The 16,700-nt window shown below is 62.7% G+C and carries 13 protein-coding genes; 9 read left to right on the top strand and 4 right to left on the bottom strand.

Annotation, left to right across the window (positions count from 1 at the left end):
• Positions 1 to 224: 224 nt before the first annotated feature.
• The gene (locus IB265_RS03090) at positions 225 to 2,234 is read left to right on the top strand and encodes a GumC family protein (protein ID WP_057251038.1); all 2,010 of its coding nucleotides are present in this window, start codon (positions 225 to 227) and stop codon (positions 2,232 to 2,234) included.
• 252 nt (positions 2,235 to 2,486) lie between these two features.
• Positions 2,487 to 3,386, top strand: coding sequence for a bifunctional methylenetetrahydrofolate dehydrogenase/methenyltetrahydrofolate cyclohydrolase FolD (gene folD, locus IB265_RS03095; RefSeq protein ID WP_057251036.1), 900 nt, complete (start codon positions 2,487 to 2,489; stop codon positions 3,384 to 3,386).
• Between the two features lie 48 nt (positions 3,387 to 3,434).
• Here the strand turns inward: folD and IB265_RS03100 are convergent, their stop codons facing one another.
• Positions 3,435 to 4,466, bottom strand: a complete 1,032-nt coding sequence (locus tag IB265_RS03100; protein ID WP_057251034.1) for a LacI family DNA-binding transcriptional regulator — start codon at positions 4,464 to 4,466, stop codon at positions 3,435 to 3,437.
• A gap of 292 nt (positions 4,467 to 4,758) precedes the next feature.
• Here IB265_RS03100 and IB265_RS03105 point away from each other — a divergent pair, with 292 nt between their 5' ends.
• The 7 genes from IB265_RS03105 (at position 4,759) to IB265_RS03135 (ending at position 12,394) form a co-directional block, all read left to right on the top strand.
• Positions 4,759 to 6,117 carry an ABC transporter substrate-binding protein gene (locus IB265_RS03105; protein WP_057251032.1) on the top strand — a complete coding sequence of 453 codons (1,359 nt, stop codon included), beginning with the start codon at positions 4,759 to 4,761 and terminating at the stop codon, positions 6,115 to 6,117.
• Between the two features lie 192 nt (positions 6,118 to 6,309).
• The gene (locus IB265_RS03110; protein WP_110877986.1) at positions 6,310 to 7,323 is read left to right on the top strand and encodes a carbohydrate ABC transporter permease; all 1,014 of its coding nucleotides are present in this window, start codon (positions 6,310 to 6,312) and stop codon (positions 7,321 to 7,323) included.
• A 1-nt stretch (position 7,324) separates the two neighbouring features.
• Positions 7,325 to 8,470 carry a carbohydrate ABC transporter permease gene (locus IB265_RS03115; protein WP_057251030.1) on the top strand — a complete coding sequence of 382 codons (1,146 nt, stop codon included), beginning with the start codon at positions 7,325 to 7,327 and terminating at the stop codon, positions 8,468 to 8,470.
• A 28-nt stretch (positions 8,471 to 8,498) separates the two neighbouring features.
• Positions 8,499 to 10,151, top strand: coding sequence for an alpha-glucosidase family protein (locus IB265_RS03120; RefSeq protein ID WP_375293050.1), 1,653 nt, complete (start codon positions 8,499 to 8,501; stop codon positions 10,149 to 10,151).
• A 59-nt stretch (positions 10,152 to 10,210) separates the two neighbouring features.
• Positions 10,211 to 11,299 carry an ABC transporter ATP-binding protein gene (locus IB265_RS03125; RefSeq protein WP_192494623.1) on the top strand — a complete coding sequence of 363 codons (1,089 nt, stop codon included), beginning with the start codon at positions 10,211 to 10,213 and terminating at the stop codon, positions 11,297 to 11,299.
• Positions 11,300 to 11,529: 230 nt separating this feature from the next.
• Complete coding sequence (locus IB265_RS03130; RefSeq protein WP_057251024.1) at positions 11,530 to 11,940, top strand: hypothetical protein; 411 nt, start codon at positions 11,530 to 11,532, stop codon at positions 11,938 to 11,940.
• Positions 11,941 to 12,028: 88 nt separating this feature from the next.
• Positions 12,029 to 12,394: a GFA family protein gene (locus tag IB265_RS03135; protein WP_057251022.1), complete on the top strand. Its 366-nt coding sequence runs from the start codon at positions 12,029 to 12,031 to the stop codon at positions 12,392 to 12,394.
• 95 nt (positions 12,395 to 12,489) lie between these two features.
• On the opposite strand, the gene edd is transcribed toward IB265_RS03135, so the two are convergent.
• The 3 genes from edd to zwf form a co-directional block, all read right to left on the bottom strand.
• Positions 12,490 to 14,310, bottom strand: coding sequence for a phosphogluconate dehydratase (gene edd, locus IB265_RS03140; protein WP_058320482.1), 1,821 nt, complete (start codon positions 14,308 to 14,310; stop codon positions 12,490 to 12,492).
• A gap of 195 nt (positions 14,311 to 14,505) precedes the next feature.
• Entirely contained in the window at positions 14,506 to 15,204 is a 699-nt protein-coding gene (gene pgl, locus IB265_RS03145) for a 6-phosphogluconolactonase (protein WP_057251018.1), read from the bottom strand.
• A gap of 8 nt (positions 15,205 to 15,212) precedes the next feature.
• Entirely contained in the window at positions 15,213 to 16,688 is a 1,476-nt protein-coding gene (zwf, locus tag IB265_RS03150; RefSeq protein WP_057251016.1) for a glucose-6-phosphate dehydrogenase, read from the bottom strand.
• Between the last annotated feature and the right edge of the window lie 12 nt (positions 16,689 to 16,700).

Here is a 16,700-nt window from a genome sequence, read left to right on the forward strand (position 1 = left end):
AGCGCTCTATCTCTTTGTTTATGCTGAGTTCCGAGCGCAAGGCGCGTGTCGCATTTGCTGGAACTGCTTTGCTGCCTTCCGTCATAGGCGGGAAAGCTTAATAAGGCGTGAGATTGACCCGTTTGCGTGCGTCGATCCACAGAAATTAACCATTTGTTTTCCATGTTTCCTTAGGTTGGCTTCACTATTCGGAATTCGCCGTCTCGGCAGCCGCGGGATCAGTCATGTTCAACATCGACGACGAGAAACGCCCGGTTCCGCGTGCATCGTTGCTCGATTTCGTAGCCGAGGACACGCGCGGTTCCGCGCGCGCGCAAAAGCCCCGTGTGGCCGGCGCTTCCGCGGCCAATTCTCCTCTGCTCAATCGCCTGTCCGCAGCCGAAGGCCCGACGGGCCAGTCCGGCGCTCGCGAGGCGACCCGTTCGGCGGCGCAACCGACAATAGGCAAGAATGCCTCGAAGGGAACGAGTGGAACGGCCAAGCATCGTCGCGCCCTGAGCGGCATGGGCGACAGGCTGGTACAATGGTTGACCGATAGCCGGGACGATGCCCAGGCGACAGCCGCGCCCGCCACTGACGCACCCGGTGACCGTCCTCTCGTCGACATCAAGACCGTCCTGCGCTCCGTCTGGCAACTGCGCAAGATCATTATTGCGACGACTGCGCTCGGTGCTGTGGGCGGCATACTGCTCGCACTTTCCACACCCAGCGTCTACGTCTCCGAAAGCAAGCTCTACATCGATCCGCGCGAGGTGCGGCTGACGGATTCCGATCTGTCAAAACAATCGCTGGCGACCGAAGGCATTCTCGCGCTCGTCGACAGCCAGCTTGAAGTGCTGCGCTCGCGCACCGTCATGGAGAAGGTTGCAACCGGCCTCGACCTCGAGAAGGATCCGGAATTCGCAGGAAAGGCCGGCGGCGACGCGTCCGCCCGTATGCTGAAGAAGCTGAGCGAGGCCATCCAGGTTTGGCGCGACCCGAAGACCTTCATCGTCACGGTCGAGGCGCAGACGCGCAACCCGGAGAAATCGGCGCTCATCACCAACCGGCTGGTCGAAACTTTTCTCGGTGAAGAAACCGCAGCGCAATCCGGCTTCTTCCAGAAAACAACGGTGGCGCTCGACGTCCGCATCAAGGAATTGAAGGCCGAGCTCGATGCGGCCGAGAAGGCGGTCGAGGACTATAAGGCGAGCTACGACATCGTCGGCGCCGGCGGCGAGCTGATCGCTGACAAGCAGCTCCTGAGCCTCAGCGACCAGGTGGCCGCCGCCCGCAACCGCATCGCCGAAGCAAAAGCGAAAGCGGAAGCCTCCGGCAAGGTGCAGCTGAACGACGTTTTGACCGGGGCCTATCCGGAGGAAATCAGCTCGCTGGCGCTGTCCGAACTGCGCAAGCAATTTGCCGCGACCAGGGCGCAATTGAGTGCGCTTGACGCGAGCCTCGGACCACGCCACCCGCAACGGATCGCCACCCAGCAGGCGCTGGAGGCCTCGCGCTCCGAAATCGGCAACGAACTGCGCCGCATTGCCGCCGCGGCCGGAACCGAGCTTGATCGCGCCCAGCGCACCGAGCAGGACCTGCTGCAGCAGCTTGCGGTGCAGAAGGCGCGGCAGATCGATTCTTCCGCCGAATTCGTCGAACTGCGTGAGCTGCAGCGGAAAGCCGCGGCCACCCGCGCAATTTACGAATCCTTCCTGAAGCGCGCCGGCGAAACGCGCGAAGAGGAAAAGCTGACGGCGAAGAACATCCGGGTGATCTCGAAGGCCGAGCCTGCGCTGCAGGCGAAGGGTCCTTCGCGCAAGATCATCGTGATTGCCGCCACCATGGCCGGCTTCTTCGCCGGCTTCGGCCTCGGCGTTTTGCTCGGCATCTACCGCAGCATGCGCGGTTTGTTTGCCGGCCCTGGTGCAGAGCCGCGGCGCGATCAGGATCCGGAGCCGCCAGAGCCGGAGGGCGATCCCGAACCTTCGCCGCGCAAGCAGCCGCAGGCCGATCCCACTCCTGCCAAGTCCGATCTACCGCCGCCGTTCAGCCCAGCGGCGCATCATGCTCAATCGCTGACAGCCGCCTACGCCGCTGCGCGTCGTGGCGAAGCTGAAGGGGCTATGGTCCGGCGCACGCCACCATACGCGGAAGCGGAGAACGATACCGAAATCGCCAAGGTCCAGGAAGATCTTCGAGCGCTGAGAACCCGCGTCGAACACTACTCCCTTCAAAAGCTGGCACGCGGTTAAGCCATCGCCGACGGGTGGGCTCTATTCCCCGACTGTGCGACGTTGCGATCGCTCTCTCATGATTTTGAGCGAAGCCGTCTCTCCTCTCACCCGTGAAAGGAAATGCCGCGCGGTGGAACGAAACATCCGCCAACCTCGCCGCCGCCTCTTGCATTTATGCGTTTGGAACAGCATAGGGCGCTTTGAGGCCATCGCCTTTTCCCGGGCGAACTAGAGTGTGCCGCGTGAACAGGAAGCCAGGAGGAACATGCCGTGACGACTGTGATTGATGGCAAGAAAGTCGCCGCTTCGGTCATCGAGACTGTGAAGGCCGCGACCAAGGCGCTCGAGACGGATGCCGGTGTTCGCGCAGGCCTTGCCGTCGTGATCGTCGGCGACGATCCGGCAAGCCACGCCTATGTTTCCTCGAAGAGCAAGATGGCCAAGGAGTGCGGCTTCCTGTCGATCCAGCACACCCTGTCGGAGGCAACCACGCAGGAAGAACTCGCCGCGCTGGTTGCGGAGCTCAATGCGGATCCCTCCATTCACGGCATCCTCGTGCAGCTGCCGTTGCCGAAGCACCTGAACTCCGAGCCGATCATCCAGTCGATCCTTCCGGAAAAGGACGTCGACGGCCTGCATATCGTCAATGCCGGCAAGCTCGCGACGGGCGATCTCGAAGGCGGTCTCGTCTCCTGCACGCCGGCCGGCGCCATGGTGTTCGTGCGCCAGACACACGGCGATGACCTCTCGGGGCTGAACGCTGTCGTCATCGGCCGTTCGAACCTCTTCGGCAAGCCGATGTCGGCGCTGTTGCTCGCCGCCAATGCGACCGTGACGACGGCGCATTCGCGCACCAAGGACCTGGCCGCCGTCTGCCGCAATGCGGATATCCTCGTTGCCGCCGTTGGCCGCCCAGAGATGGTGAAGGCTGACTGGGTCAAGCCCGGCGCGACGGTGATCGACGTTGGCATCAACCGCGTGCCGGCGCCGGAAAAGGGCGAGGGGAAATCCAAGCTGGTTGGCGACGTCGCCTTTGCCGAGGCCGCCGAGGTCGCAAGCGTGATTACCCCAGTGCCGGGCGGCGTCGGCCCGATGACCATCGCCATGTTGATGGCCAACACCGTGATTGCCGCTCACCGCAAAGCGGGCCGCAGGCCGCCGCGCTTCTAATTCCTGCTCACATCGAATGACGAGACGCGTCGCGATTGCGGCGCGTTTTCATTTTTGCGGAGCGGGCCCGGTCGAGGCGCGCACGATCAGTTCCGCGCGCCAGAGTTCCTGTTCCGGATAGTCGCCCCGTTTCAGGATGCCGCCGATCAGCCGTGTGGCAATCCGGGCTCCGGCCGCCCTGAGCGACGAGCGCGTCGTCGTCAGCGGAACGCTGAAATTCTCGGGCTTCAGCATCGGCAGCACGTCGTCATGGGCGATCAGCGAGATGTCCTCGCCAATTTTCAAGCCCGCCTGATTGATCGCCCGGACCGCGCCGAGCGCCAGCACCGTACTGGAGCAGAGCACCGCGGTCGGCGGCTGCGCATGCTGTAGGAAGCGCTGCATGCTGCGGTAGCCGTGCTCGTCGGTCATCAGCGAATGTTCGACCAGCGCCTCGTCGAGCGTGAGGCCGTGTTCGGTAAGCGCCCTGAGCATTCCCTTCTGGCGGCGGATGGAAAAAGTCAGATACTCCGGGCCATTGATCAGCGCGATCCGTTGATGCCCGAGTTGAATGAGAAGTCGCGCCGCATCGTAGAAGGCACTGGTGTTGTCGATGTCGAGGAAGGGGTAGTCGCGGCTTTCGCCGATCGAGCGCCCGTGGACGAGAAACGGGATCGACAGCGACTTCAGCATGGCGATGCGCGGGTCGTTGGCGCGCATATAGGCAAGGAACAGCGCATCGACATTGCCGCTGGCTGCCAGCCGCCGGAACGTCACTTCCTCGTCCTCCGGCGCACTCGGATTGAGCACGAAATGGAAGTCGTGCTTGACCGCTTCTTCCGCAAGCCCCGCCAGGAACTCGCCGAAGTGCACGTCGGAATCGATACCGGGCGCGATCGGCATGACCATGCCGATGGAGAAGGCTCTGCCGGTGGCCAGTCGCTGGGCGGCGCGGTTCGGCCTGTAGCCGGTCTCGCGCACGGCCTGCAGCACGCGCTGACGGGTCTCGGCATTCACTTCCGGATAGCCGTTCAATGCGCGGCTGACCGTCGTCTGGGACAGGCCGAGCAGTTCCGCAAGTTGCTTGAGATTGACCGCCATGGTCAGGATTCCTCCCAAAGCGCTTTGGATATCCGTATGATTTTTGGTGTTTGGTCCCAGCGCCTCGGGTTGGTGTAGCATCCGTTTTTCGAGCAACAAAGCGGAATTCAACCATTGCGCGGTGCAAAACGTTACCGCAAAGCACAAATTCGTCGCATTGAGGACAGGGATGGGAAATCTCTTGACTCCTCGCGTGTCGCAATGGTTTGTTAGCGAACTCAAAGCGCTTTGAATTTTCGCGCATCATCGTCTGCCCGGTGGGATCCGGGTTCATCTTTGGGAGGAGAAGAACGTGAAGAGATCATTGCTGTTGGGCGTGGCGGCGTTTGCCCTGTTGGCAGGTGCTGCCGGCGCCGCTGACCTCAAGTTCAAGCCGGGCGAGGATTCGAAGTTCAACTGGGCGAGCTTCGAGGAGTTCAAGAAGGGTCATGACCTCAAGGGCCAGACGCTGACGATCTTCGGCCCCTGGCGCGGTGAGGACGAGGCGCTGTTCAAGAGCGTCTATGCCTACTTCACCGAAGCGACGGGCGCCGAGATCAAATATTCGTCCTCGGAAAACTATGAGCAGCAGATCGTCATCGACACCCAGGCCGGCAGCCCGGCCGAAATCTCGGTCCTCCCGCAGCCGGGTCTGATCGGCGATCTCGCCTCCAAGGGTTACCTGACGCCGCTCGGCGACGACACCCAGAAGTGGCTGCTCGACAACTACGCCGCCGGCCAGTCCTGGGTCGATCTTTCGACCTACAAGGGCAAGGACGGCAATGCCGCGCTCTATGCATTTCCCTACAAGATCGACGTGAAGTCGCTCGTCTGGTACTCGCCCGAAAACTTCGAGGATGCCGGCTACGAAGTGCCGAAGACCATGGAAGAGCTGAAGGCGCTGACCGAGAAGATCGCCGCTGACGGCGGCAAGCCATGGTGCATCGGCCTCGGCTCGGGCGGCGCGACCGGCTGGCCGGCGACCGACTGGGTGGAAGACATGATGCTGCGCACCCAGCCGGCCGATGTCTACGACAAGTGGGTCAAGAACGAGATTCCCTTCACCGATCCGGCTGTCGTCGGTGCGATCGATGAGTTCGGCTGGTTTGCCAAGAACGACAAGTTCGTCGATGGCGGCGCTGCAGCCGTTGCCTCCACCGACTTCCGTGACAGCCCGAAGGGCCTCTTTGCCTCGCCGCCGAAGTGCTACCTGCACCACCAGGCGTCGTTCATTCCGTCCTTCTTCCCTGAGGGCACCAAGATCGGCGAGGACGCCGACTTCTTCTACATGCCGCCCTACGAGAGCAAGAAGGAGCTCGGCAATCCGGTGCTCGGCGCCGGTACGCTGGCGATGATCACCAAGGACACGCCGGCCGCGCGCGCCTTCATCGAATTCCTGAAGACGCCGATCGCCCATGAAGTCTGGATGGCGCAGACGAGCTTCCTCACGCCGTACAAGAGCGTCAACGTCGATACCTACGGCAATCCGCCGCTGAAGAAGCAGGGCGAGATCCTGCTCAACGCCACCACCTTCCGCTTCGACGGTTCCGACCTGATGCCCGGCAAGATCGGCGCGGGCGCGTTCTGGACCGGCATGGTCGATTTCGTCGGCGGCAAGTCGTCGGCAGATGTCGCCGATGGCGTGCAAAAGGCGTGGGACGCCATCAAGTAAGAACCGGATGACGGGCGGCGGCGATGCCGCCCGTTGCCGATCCGGGTTCGCTGCAGAGGCGGGCAGAGGAAAAGTGTATGCGGTTTTCCGTTCGCTTCCCGCCTTCGTCTATGAGAAGCAGCGCACCCCAATGAGAACGGCGACAATCGCCAGCCCTGCACGCGACCGTGCACCGAGGGGGAGGGACATGTCATGTTGTTTCAGCTTGTGAAGGCTGCAGGGTTCATGTTGGGCGGGGTCATCGGCTGCGCCGCCTATTTCTGGGGAACCAGTTTCATTCTCGACCTGATGTTCCCGTCGAAGGGAAAATCCGGTGCCGTCGCCTCAAGAAACCTGCGCATCACCAACGCCATCCGTCCGTGGTTGTTTCTGGGACCGGCGCTCCTTGCGCTGACAGTGTATCTTATCTATCCCGTCTTCATGTCGCTCTGGTACAGCGTCCATGATCGCGCCGGACAGAACTTCGTCGGCGTCAGCAACTATGCCTGGATGGTCAACGACGGTGAGTTCCGCCAGTCGATCTACAATAATTTCCTCTGGCTGCTGGTCGTTCCGGCGCTCGCGACCTTCTTCGGCCTGGTCATCGCAGCACTCACCGACCGCATCTGGTGGGGCAACATCGCCAAGACGCTGATCTTCATGCCGATGGCGATCTCGTTCGTCGGTGCCGCGGTCATCTGGAAGTTCATCTACGATTTCCGTCCCGAAGGCGCAGAGCAGATCGGCCTCCTGAACGCCATCGTCGTCGCCTTCGGCGGCGCGCCGCAGGCCTGGATCACGCTGCCGTTCTGGAACAATTTCTTCCTGATGGCGATCCTCGTCTGGATCCAGACGGGCTTTGCGATGGTCATCCTGTCCGCTGCCCTTCGCGGCATCCCTGAGGAAACGATCGAAGCCGCTGTCATCGACGGCGCCAATGGCTGGCAGATCTTCTTCAAGATCATGGTGCCGCAGATCTGGGGCACGATCGCCGTCGTCTGGACGACCATCACCATTCTCGTGCTGAAGGTCTTCGACATCGTGCTGGCGATGACCAACGGCCAATGGCAGAGCCAGGTGCTCGCCAACCTGATGTTCGACTGGATGTTCCGCGGGGGCGGCGACTTTGGCCGCGGTGCGGCGATCGCCGTCGTCATCATGATCCTCGTCATTCCGATCATGGTCTGGAACATCCGCAATGCGGCCAAGGAAATGAAGGGGCACTGAGATGAATCCAGCGACACGCTCACCCCTCATGTGGGTCGTCCACCTCTCGGTCCTTTTGATCGTCGCGCTCTGGACGTTGCCGACCGCCGGCCTGTTGATCTCGTCTCTGCGCGACAAGGATCAGCTCGCCGTTTCCGGCTGGTGGACCGCACTTTCGACCTCGTCGCAAAACACCGTCGTCCGGGCGCCAGGCCCAGAAAGCCAGGTCGAGCGCGAAGGCAAGTTCGTGATCTCCGGCAACCTGCTCGAAGGTCAGCCGGGCCAAATCTCCGCCTTCGGCTTTAACAGCCGCGAGCCGACTGCGTTCAAGGCCGGCGAAACCGCCGAACTCAACGACGGCGAAAAGCTGACCGTTCAGGCCGACGGCAACTTCGAGATCGTTTCCGACAAGAAGATGGAAGGAAGCCGCGGCCAGCGCGTCTTCGTGACGGCGTCGTCGCCGCCGCGTTTCACCTTCGACAATTATGCCGAGGTGCTGGGTGCCGAAAACATCGGCCGCTCCTTCATCAATTCGCTGACGGTTGCCGTACCCGCGACGATCATCCCGATCATGATCGCGGCCTTCGCCGCCTATGCGCTTGCCTGGATGCCGTTCCCCGGCCGGGCGATCCTGATCGCCGTGGTCGTCGGTCTTCTCGTCGTGCCGCTGCAGATGTCGCTGATCCCGCTGCTGAAGCTCTACAACGGCGTTGGCACGATCCTGGGCGTGCCGGCCAAGACCTATGTCGGCATCTGGCTGGCCCATACCGGGTTCGGCCTGCCGCTGGCGATCTATCTGCTTCGCAACTACATGGCCGGCCTGCCGCGCGAAATCATGGAATCCGCCCGCGTCGACGGTGCCAGCGATTTCGATATCTTCGTCAAGATCATCCTGCCGCTGTCCTTCCCGGCGCTCGCCTCCTTCGCGATCTTCCAGTTCCTGTGGACCTGGAACGACCTGCTGGTGGCGATCGTGTTCCTGGGCGCAGGCCCCGATGAACTGGTTCTGACCGGCCGGCTCGTCAACCTGCTGGGCTCGCGCGGCGGCAACTGGGAAATCCTGACGGCTTCCGCCTTCATTACCATCATCGTTCCGCTGATCGTCTTCTTCAGCTTGCAGCGCTATCTCGTGCGCGGTCTGCTGGCGGGCTCGGTCAAGGGCGGCTGACTATCAAGGACCTCCAGAGAAAATGAGCATGACCGAAATGAGCACTTCCACTTTGCAACCGGATAGGGACTGGTGGCGCGGCGCGGTGATCTACCAGATCTACCCGCGCTCCTACCAGGACTCCAACGGCGACGGCATCGGCGACCTCAAGGGCATCGTCGCCCGGCTGCCGCATATCGCCGCCCTCGGTGCCGATGCGATCTGGATTTCGCCGTTCTTCACCTCGCCGATGAAGGATTTCGGTTACGACGTCTCCAACTACACCGATGTCGACCAGATCTTCGGCAGCCTTGCCGATTTCGACGCCGTGATCGCGGAAGCGCACCGCCTCGGCATCCGGGTGATGATCGACCTCGTTCTCTCGCATACCTCGGATCAGCATCCCTGGTTCGTCGAAAGCCGCGCAAGCCGGACCAACGCCAAGGCCGACTGGTACGTCTGGGCCGACTCCAAGCCGGATGGCACCCCGCCCAACAACTGGCTGTCGATCTTCGGCGGCTCGGCCTGGGCCTGGGATCCGACGCGCCTGCAATATTACCTGCACAACTTCCTGACCTCGCAGCCGGATCTCAACCTGCACAATCCGGAAGTGCAGGATGCGTTGCTCGGTGTCGAGCGCTTCTGGCTGGAGCGCGGCGTCGACGGCTTCCGCCTCGATACCATCAACTTCTACTTCCACGACAAGCAGCTGCGCGACAATCCGGCGCTGGCGCCGGAACGCCGCAACGCGCAGACTGCGCCGGCGGTGAACCCCTACAACTATCAGGAACATCTCTACGACAAGAACCAGCCGGAGAACCTGGCATTCCTGAAGCGGTTCCGCGCGGTCATGGACGAGTTTCCGGCGATCGCCGCCGTCGGCGAGGTCGGCGACAGCCAGCGCGGCCTGGAGATCGCCGGCGAATACACCTCCGGCGGCGACAAGATGCAGATGTGCTATGCCTTCGAGTTCCTGGCGCCCGATCCGCTGACATCGGCGACCGTCGCCGAGGTTCTCCGCAATTTCCAGAAGGCAGCGCCCGAGGGCTGGGCCTGCTGGGCCTTTTCCAACCACGACGTCGTGCGCCATGTCAGCCGTTGGGGCGCTGGCGTTGCCGATCGCGACGCGCATGCGAAGCTGCTTGCGAGCCTCTTGATGTCGCTGCGCGGCTCGGTCTGCATCTATCAGGGCGAGGAGCTGGCGCTGAGCGAAGCCGAACTCGCCTATGAGGACCTGAAGGATCCCTACGGCATCCAGTTCTGGCCCGACTTCAAGGGCCGTGACGGTTGCCGCACGCCGATGGTCTGGGATGGTGCCGCGGTCAATGGCGGCTTCGGCAGCGCGAAGCCCTGGCTTCCCGTGCCGGCAGAGCACCTGGAGCGTGCCGTATCGGCGCAGCAGGGTGATGACGCATCCGTCCTCGAGCACTACCGCCGCTTCCTGCATTTCCGCAAGGCGCATCCGGCTTTCGCCAAGGGCGAGATCGAGTTCCTGAACACGGATGGACAGGTGCTCGCCTTCGTGCGCAGCTATGGCAACGAGAAGCTTTTCTGCCTGTTCAACATGAGCGGTACGCCGGCTGCGGCCACGCTGCCGAACGAACCGGTCGCCGCTCTTGAAGGGCACGGCTTTGCAGCCGAAGTGAAAGATAGAATGGTCAACCTGCCGGCCTGGGGCGCGTACTTCGCTCGGTTGGTGTGACGGCTGGCCAACAATGATGAGAGCAAGGAAAGACGGGAAGAACCGAAGGGGAGGGTGCCATGACGGGTCTGCTGCTTAAAGATATCCGCAAGTCCTACGGCGCGGTCGATGTCATTCATGGCATCAATCTCGACATCAAGCAGGGCGAGTTCATCGTCTTCGTCGGCCCGTCCGGCTGCGGAAAGTCGACGCTGCTGCGCATGATCGCCGGTCTCGAGGAGATCACCGGCGGCGACATGTTCATCGACGGCGAGCGCGTCAACACCGTGCCGCCGTCGAAGCGCGGCATCGCCATGGTGTTCCAGTCCTACGCGCTCTATCCGCATATGACCGTGTACGACAACATGGCCTTCGGCATGCGGATCGCCAAGGAGTCGAAGGAGGAGATCGATCGCCGCGTGCGCGCGGCCGCCGATATCCTGCAGCTCACCAAGTATCTCGATCGTCTGCCGAAAGCGCTTTCGGGCGGTCAACGCCAGCGCGTTGCGATCGGCCGGGCGATCTGCCGCGACCCCAAGGTCTTCCTGTTCGACGAGCCGCTGTCGAACCTCGACGCGGCCTTGCGCGTTGCGACCCGCATCGAGATCGCCAAGCTCAACGAGCAGATGGCTGATACCACGATGATCTATGTCACCCACGACCAGGTGGAGGCAATGACGCTTGCCGATCGTATCGTCGTGCTGTCGCAAGGCCATATCGAGCAGGTGGGTGCGCCGCTGGAACTTTACGAGCGGCCGGCCAATCTCTTCGTCGCGCGCTTCATCGGCTCGCCGGCGATGAACATCATCCCCTCGGCGATTACGGCCACCGGCGCGCAGACCACGGTGAAGCTGACCGGCGGCAAGAGCGTCACGCTCGATATAGCCACGGACGCATCGCAGAACGGCAAGACGGCGAGCTTCGGCGTGCGGCCGGAAGACCTGCAGGTCTTCGCTGGCGAGGACTTCCTGTTCGAGGGCACGGTCGCCATCGTCGAGGCACTCGGCGAAGTGACGCTGCTCTATATCGAAGGTCTGGTCGACAAGGAGCCGATCATCGCCAAGATCCCCGGCATCCTGCCGGTTCATCGCGGCGACAAGGTGCGCTTCACCGCCGACAAGGCCAAGCTGCACCTGTTCGATGCTGACGGTCGCAGCTATCGCGCCTAAGCAATTCCAGGAAAAGTGTGTAGCGGTTTTCCGTCCGGACTTGCGGCTTGGAAGATCAGTTCCAGGAGAGGTGCGTAGCGGCCCTCCGTCCGGATTTGTCTAACGAACAGATGGTCATCTCGACCCGCCCGTAAAATCGGGCGGGTTTTTTCAATGCAACCTACGGATCAAACCCTCTGTTAAATCTCTGCCGCTAATCTGTTTCAAAAGGGGATAGGAAAGGCATATCGATGAGAGGCGCGGCGCCCGCAATGCAGCAGCACTTCCTGAACAAGGAAGAGTCCTTCATGTACGATCGGGAAGCGAACTTTCCGATGGAGGACACACGGAACGAGGCGCGCATCGAATATACCGAGAAGGGCATGACGCAGCTGAGTTCCCGCCGCTGCGAGATCATCAAGCTCTCCAAAAGCGGCGCCGTCATCAGTATCCTGACGCAGTATCAGCTTCCGCAGAACTTCTATCTCGATATCCCGAGTGCCCGCATCCAGATGGTCGGCTGCCTGCTGAAGCGCGTGCATGCCAACAACGTCATCGAAGCGCGATTCCTCCGCCTGCTGACCGACCGCGATCTCAATCGCATCTTCGTTTACAGCACCCATCCGAACCATCGCAACCGAACGCTCGATATCTATCGCTGAGGCCGAACGCGGCTTGAGGTGTGGGGCTTGACCGTCCTGTCGGCGCAATGAATGGTTGCGGTCTTCTTCAACAGGTGGGACCGGAACCATGCAGCGACCCTATCGGCTTTCCTGCCATTGCGGCGACATCGCAGTCGAGGTTAACGAGGAGCTTACCGGCCTCGTCGAATGCAACTGTTCGACCTGCCGGCGCTCCGGCTTCCTGCATTGGAAAGTGGACGCGGCCAAGGTGAAGCTGCTCACTGAGAAACGCCGCCTGTCGAGCTATATCTGGCGCGGCCTCAATGAGGGCCATCACTTCTGCCCGACCTGCTCGACGCCGATCATGCGCAGCGGCTATCCGGACAACAAGATCTCCATCAATGCCCGCTGCATCGAAGGCGTCGATGTATTTACGCTGGAGATCGAGCGCTACGATGGGCGCAATGACATGTTTCCCGGCCCGCTGCCGTAAGCGGATGGTGTGGGCGCCCAGCTCGCCGCTGCCTCGAAGAAAAGTTCGCTAGAAAAGAGCGCCGCCCTGGCTCAGGAGGCGGCGCTATTTGCGTCCTAGTGGAAGAGAACGCTCGCTCCATGGTCGGCAGCGCCTGCAATCGCCCGGAACGGCGCGAAAAGCTCACGGCCCATGCCGAAATCGTTGTCCGAGAGGTCGGCATGCGCAGGTACCCGCGTCTTCAGCGCGATGTCCTCGACCAGCACTTCGATCGTCCCGGCGACCGCGTCGATACGCACGATATCGCCTTCCTGGATCCGGGCGATCGGGCCGCCGTCCTTGGCTTCCGGTGTCACGTGGATCGCCGCCGGTACCTTGCCGGAGGCGCCGGACATGCGCCCGTCGGTAAGGATGGCGACGCGCTGGCCGCGATCCTGCAGGATGCCGAGCACGGTCGTCAGCTTGTGCAACTCCGGCATGCCGTTCGCCTTCGGGCCCTGGAAGCGCACGACGGCGACGAAATCGCCCTCGAGCTTGCCGGCCTTGAAGGCGGCATTGAGCTCGGCCTGGTCGTGGAAGATCTTCGCCGGGGCCTCGATGACGTGGCGATCCGGTTTCACGGCGGAAATCTTGATGACCGCCTTGCCGAGATTGCCGGTCAGCATCTTCAGGCCGCCGGTATGCTGGAACGGTTGGTCGATGGTCGCAAGCACCTTCGGGTCAGCACTTTCCTTCGGTGTCGGCACGCGCTCGACGCCGCCGTCGGCTCCAAGCCGAACGTCGATCTTGTAGGCGTCGAGACCCTGGCCGACGACGGTGCGGACGTCATCGTGCAGCAGCCCGCCCCGCAGCAACTGGCTGATCAGGAAGCCCATGCCGCCGGCGGCATGGAAGTGGTTCACATCGGCAAGGCCGTTCGGATAGACGCGGGCCAAGAGCGGCACGATATCCGAAAGCTCGGAAATGTCCTGCCAGGTCAAGACGATGCCGGCGGCGCGCGCCATGGCAACCAGGTGCATCGTGTGGTTGGTCGAGCCGCCGGTCGCATGCAGGCCGACGACGCCGTTGACGATCGAGCGCTCGTCGATCATCTCGCCGGCGGGCGTGAACTCGTTGCCCATGGCGGTGATCGCCAGCGCCCGCTTGGCGGCCTCCTTCGTCAGCGCGTCGCGCAGCGGCGTGCCGGGATTGATGAAGGAGGCGCCGGGCAGGTGGAAGCCCATGATCTCCATCAGCATCTGGTTGGAGTTGGCCGTGCCATAGAAGGTGCAGGTGCCCGGCCCGTGGTAGGACTTGGACTCTGCTTCGAGAAGCTCGTCGCGGCCGACCTTGCCTTCGGCGAAGAGCTGGCGCACCCGCGCCTTCTCGTCGTTCGGGAGGCCCGAGGTCATCGGACCCGCGGGCACGAAGATGGCGGGCAGATGGCCGAAGGTCAGCGCCGCAATGACGAGACCCGGTACGATCTTGTCGCAGACGCCGAGATAGACGGTGGAATCGAACATGTTGTGCGACAGGCCGACGCCGGCAGCCATGGCGATCAGGTCGCGCGAGAAGAGCGAGAGCTCCATGCCCGGCTGCCCCTGGGTGACGCCATCGCACATGGCCGGCACACCGCCGGCAACCTGTGCGACGCCGCCCGCTTCGCGCGCCGCATCGCGGATGAGCGCCGGATAGGTCTCGAACGGCTGGTGCGCCGAGAGCATGTCATTATAGGAGGTGATGATGCCGAGATTGGCCACGCGGTCGCCCGCAAGCGCCACCTTCTCGGCGGGGGAACAGACGGCAAACCCGTGCGCTAGGTTGCCGCAGCCGAGCACGCTGCGGTGCGGGCCGCTCGACGCCGCCCGGCGGACGCGGTCGAGATAGGGTTCGCGGTGCGGTTTCGAGCGCTCGACGATGCGAGCGGTGATCGCGGCAATGCGGGAATCGGCGGACATGGCAAATCCTGTTCCGGAGCCTTGAAGCTCCTCATCTTCATCCAGTCATCGGTCCGGAGCGCGGCGAGCTTGGGAGAGCGCACGTCGCGTCCCGGCATGTTCTCAGAAACACTTTCCCGTTCAGGCGGGAGCGCGCCACCGGCTGAACGTGTCTCCACTTTGATATTGGGCCAATTCAACCCAACAGCAGTCGATCTACGGCGCCCAATAAATCTGCACCGGCGATGCGGCACGGCGCAGCATCGCGCGGATCGGCATGTCCTTCTCGTCGCCGGCCTCTTCAGCCTTGGCGAGAACGGTCTTCTTGCCTTCGCCTTCGATGTGCAGCACCAGAAGCCGCGCATCCTGAAGGCTGGCGAAGGTCAGCGTCAGGCGGGTTTCGCCGGCACCTTCCGCCTCCATGGTGATCACGCCGCGCGGCGTCGCCGGATCGATGGCACGCGCGAGTTGCGATCCGCCCGGGAAGAACGACGCGGTGTGCCCGTCCGTTCCCATGCCGAGAATGGCGACGTCGAACGGCGCGCCGATTGCTGCCGTTTCCCGGCTTGCGATTTCAGCGGCCGCCTCGGCGGTCGGGGCCGCATGGTAGAGCGGCAGGAACTTGGCCGCGGCCGCCTTGTCCTGAAGCAGGTTGCTGGCAACCAGGCCATGGTTGGAGCGATCACTTTCCGGCGGCACGAAACGTTCGTCAACGAGCGTCACGGTTACCTTGTCCCAGGCGATGTCCTTTTTGGACAGCGCCTTGAAGAAAGCCTTGGGGGTCGAGCCGCCGGAGACTGCGATGCTCGCCGAACCGCGTGCTGCAATGCCGGCAGAAAGTGCGCTGCTTACGGCGTCAGCCAAGCCCTCTGCGAGTGCCGCACCGTTTTCAAATGTATGAAGCTCTGTCGTCATGGTCGCACCTATATCGCATCGTTCCAAGTGCGGCCGTCGCGCTCGATCAGCGCGATCGACTGGCTCGGACCCCAGGTGCCGGCGGTATAGCCCTGAACCTGCTGCCCGGTTTCCTCCCAGGCCTTCAGGATCGGGTCGACCCACTTCCATGCGGCCTCGACCTCGTCGCGGCGTACGAACAGCGTCTGGTTGTTGCGGACGACGTCGAAGAGCAGCCGCTCATAGGCGTCGGCATTGCGCACGGCAAATGCCTCGGCAAAGCTCATATCGAGCGAAACGTTACGCAGGCGCATGCCGCCCGGGCCAGGATCCTTGATCATCAGCGACTGCTTCACGCCTTCGTTCGGCTGCAGGCGAATGACCAGCTGGTTGGCGGAGATACGGCCGGCGTTGTTGTCGAAGATCGAGTGCGGAATCTGCTTGAAGGTGATGACGATTTCCGACATGCGGCCGGCAAGGCGCTTGCCTGTACGGATGTAGAAGGGCACGCCGGCCCAGCGCCAGTTGCTGACCTCGGCCTTGATCGCCACGAAGGTCTCGGTGTTCGAAACGCCGCCTTCGAGCTCTTCGAGATAGCCCTTGACCGGACCGCCGGCAGAGGCGCCGGCGCGGTACTGGCCGCGCACCGTCACCTGTTCGACGTTGGACGAGGTGATCGGCTTCAGCGCGCGCAGAACCTTGAGCTTTTCGTCGCGGACCGCTTCCGCGTCCATCGAGGTCGGCGCTTCCATGGCGACGAAGCAGACGAGCTGGAGGATGTGGTTCTGCACCATGTCGCGAAGTGCACCGGCCTTGTCGTAATAGCCGGCGCGGTTTTCGAGGCCGACGGCTTCCGCCACGGTGATCTGCACGTGGTCGATATGGGCGGAGTTCCACAGCGGCTCGTAGAGCGCATTGGCGAAGCGCAGCGCCATCAGGTTCTGCACCGTCTCCTTGCCGAGATAGTGGTCGATACGGAAGATCTGCTCTTCGCGGAAGACCTTGCCGATCGTGTCGTTGAGCTCGGTCGCCGATGCGAGGTCGCGGCCGATCGGCTTTTCGACGACGATGCGGGTATTCTTGGTGATCAGCTTGTGATCGCGGATGCGTTCGGAAATGTCGCCGAAGATCGCCGGGCCGACAGCGAGATAGAAGGCGCGGATACGCTCCTTGCCCTCTTCGAGGATCTTCTTCAGTGCGTCCCAGCCCTGGTCCGACTTGGCGTCGACGGAAACATAGAACAGGCGCGCGGCGAACTTGGCGACTTCCTCTTCCTTGTACTCGTCCGCCTTCAGATGTTCCTTCAGCGCATCGACGGCGAATTTGCGATAGTCCTCATGGCTCAGTGCTGCGCGCGACGCCCCGATGATGCGGGTCGGCTCGGTGATCTGGCCTTCCAGTTGCCGGTGATAGAGCGCCGGCAACAGCTTGCGCTCCGCAAGATCGCCGGTGCCCCCGAACACCACATAGTCAAATGGTTCGACGGGAATGATCTGGCTGCTCATGGGATATCTCGA

It is taken from the genome of Ensifer sp. ENS10, assembly GCF_014852025.1.
In the GTDB taxonomy this organism is placed as follows: Bacteria; Pseudomonadota; Alphaproteobacteria; order Rhizobiales; family Rhizobiaceae; genus Ensifer.

Bases quoted from the DNA above. Each gene is read 5' to 3' on its own strand.
- IB265_RS03115 (WP_057251030.1), top strand. From the start codon at position 7,325: ATGAATCCAGCGACACGCTCACCCCTCATGTGGGTCGTCCACCTCTCG.
- IB265_RS03110 (WP_110877986.1), top strand. From the start codon at position 6,310: ATGTTGTTTCAGCTTGTGAAGGCTGCAGGGTTCATGTTGGGCGGGGTC.
- IB265_RS03100 (WP_057251034.1), bottom strand. From the start codon at position 4,466: ATGGCGGTCAATCTCAAGCAACTTGCGGAACTGCTCGGCCTGTCCCAG.
- zwf (WP_057251016.1), bottom strand. From the start codon at position 16,688: ATGAGCAGCCAGATCATTCCCGTCGAACCATTTGACTATGTGGTGTTC.
- edd (WP_058320482.1), bottom strand. From the start codon at position 14,310: ATGTCCGCCGATTCCCGCATTGCCGCGATCACCGCTCGCATCGTCGAG.
- IB265_RS03090 (WP_057251038.1), top strand. From the start codon at position 225: ATGTTCAACATCGACGACGAGAAACGCCCGGTTCCGCGTGCATCGTTG.
- IB265_RS03125 (WP_192494623.1), top strand. From the start codon at position 10,211: ATGACGGGTCTGCTGCTTAAAGATATCCGCAAGTCCTACGGCGCGGTC.
- IB265_RS03130 (WP_057251024.1), top strand. From the start codon at position 11,530: ATGAGAGGCGCGGCGCCCGCAATGCAGCAGCACTTCCTGAACAAGGAA.
- IB265_RS03120 (WP_375293050.1), top strand. From the start codon at position 8,499: ATGACCGAAATGAGCACTTCCACTTTGCAACCGGATAGGGACTGGTGG.
- IB265_RS03135 (WP_057251022.1), top strand. From the start codon at position 12,029: ATGCAGCGACCCTATCGGCTTTCCTGCCATTGCGGCGACATCGCAGTC.
- pgl (WP_057251018.1), bottom strand. From the start codon at position 15,204: ATGACGACAGAGCTTCATACATTTGAAAACGGTGCGGCACTCGCAGAG.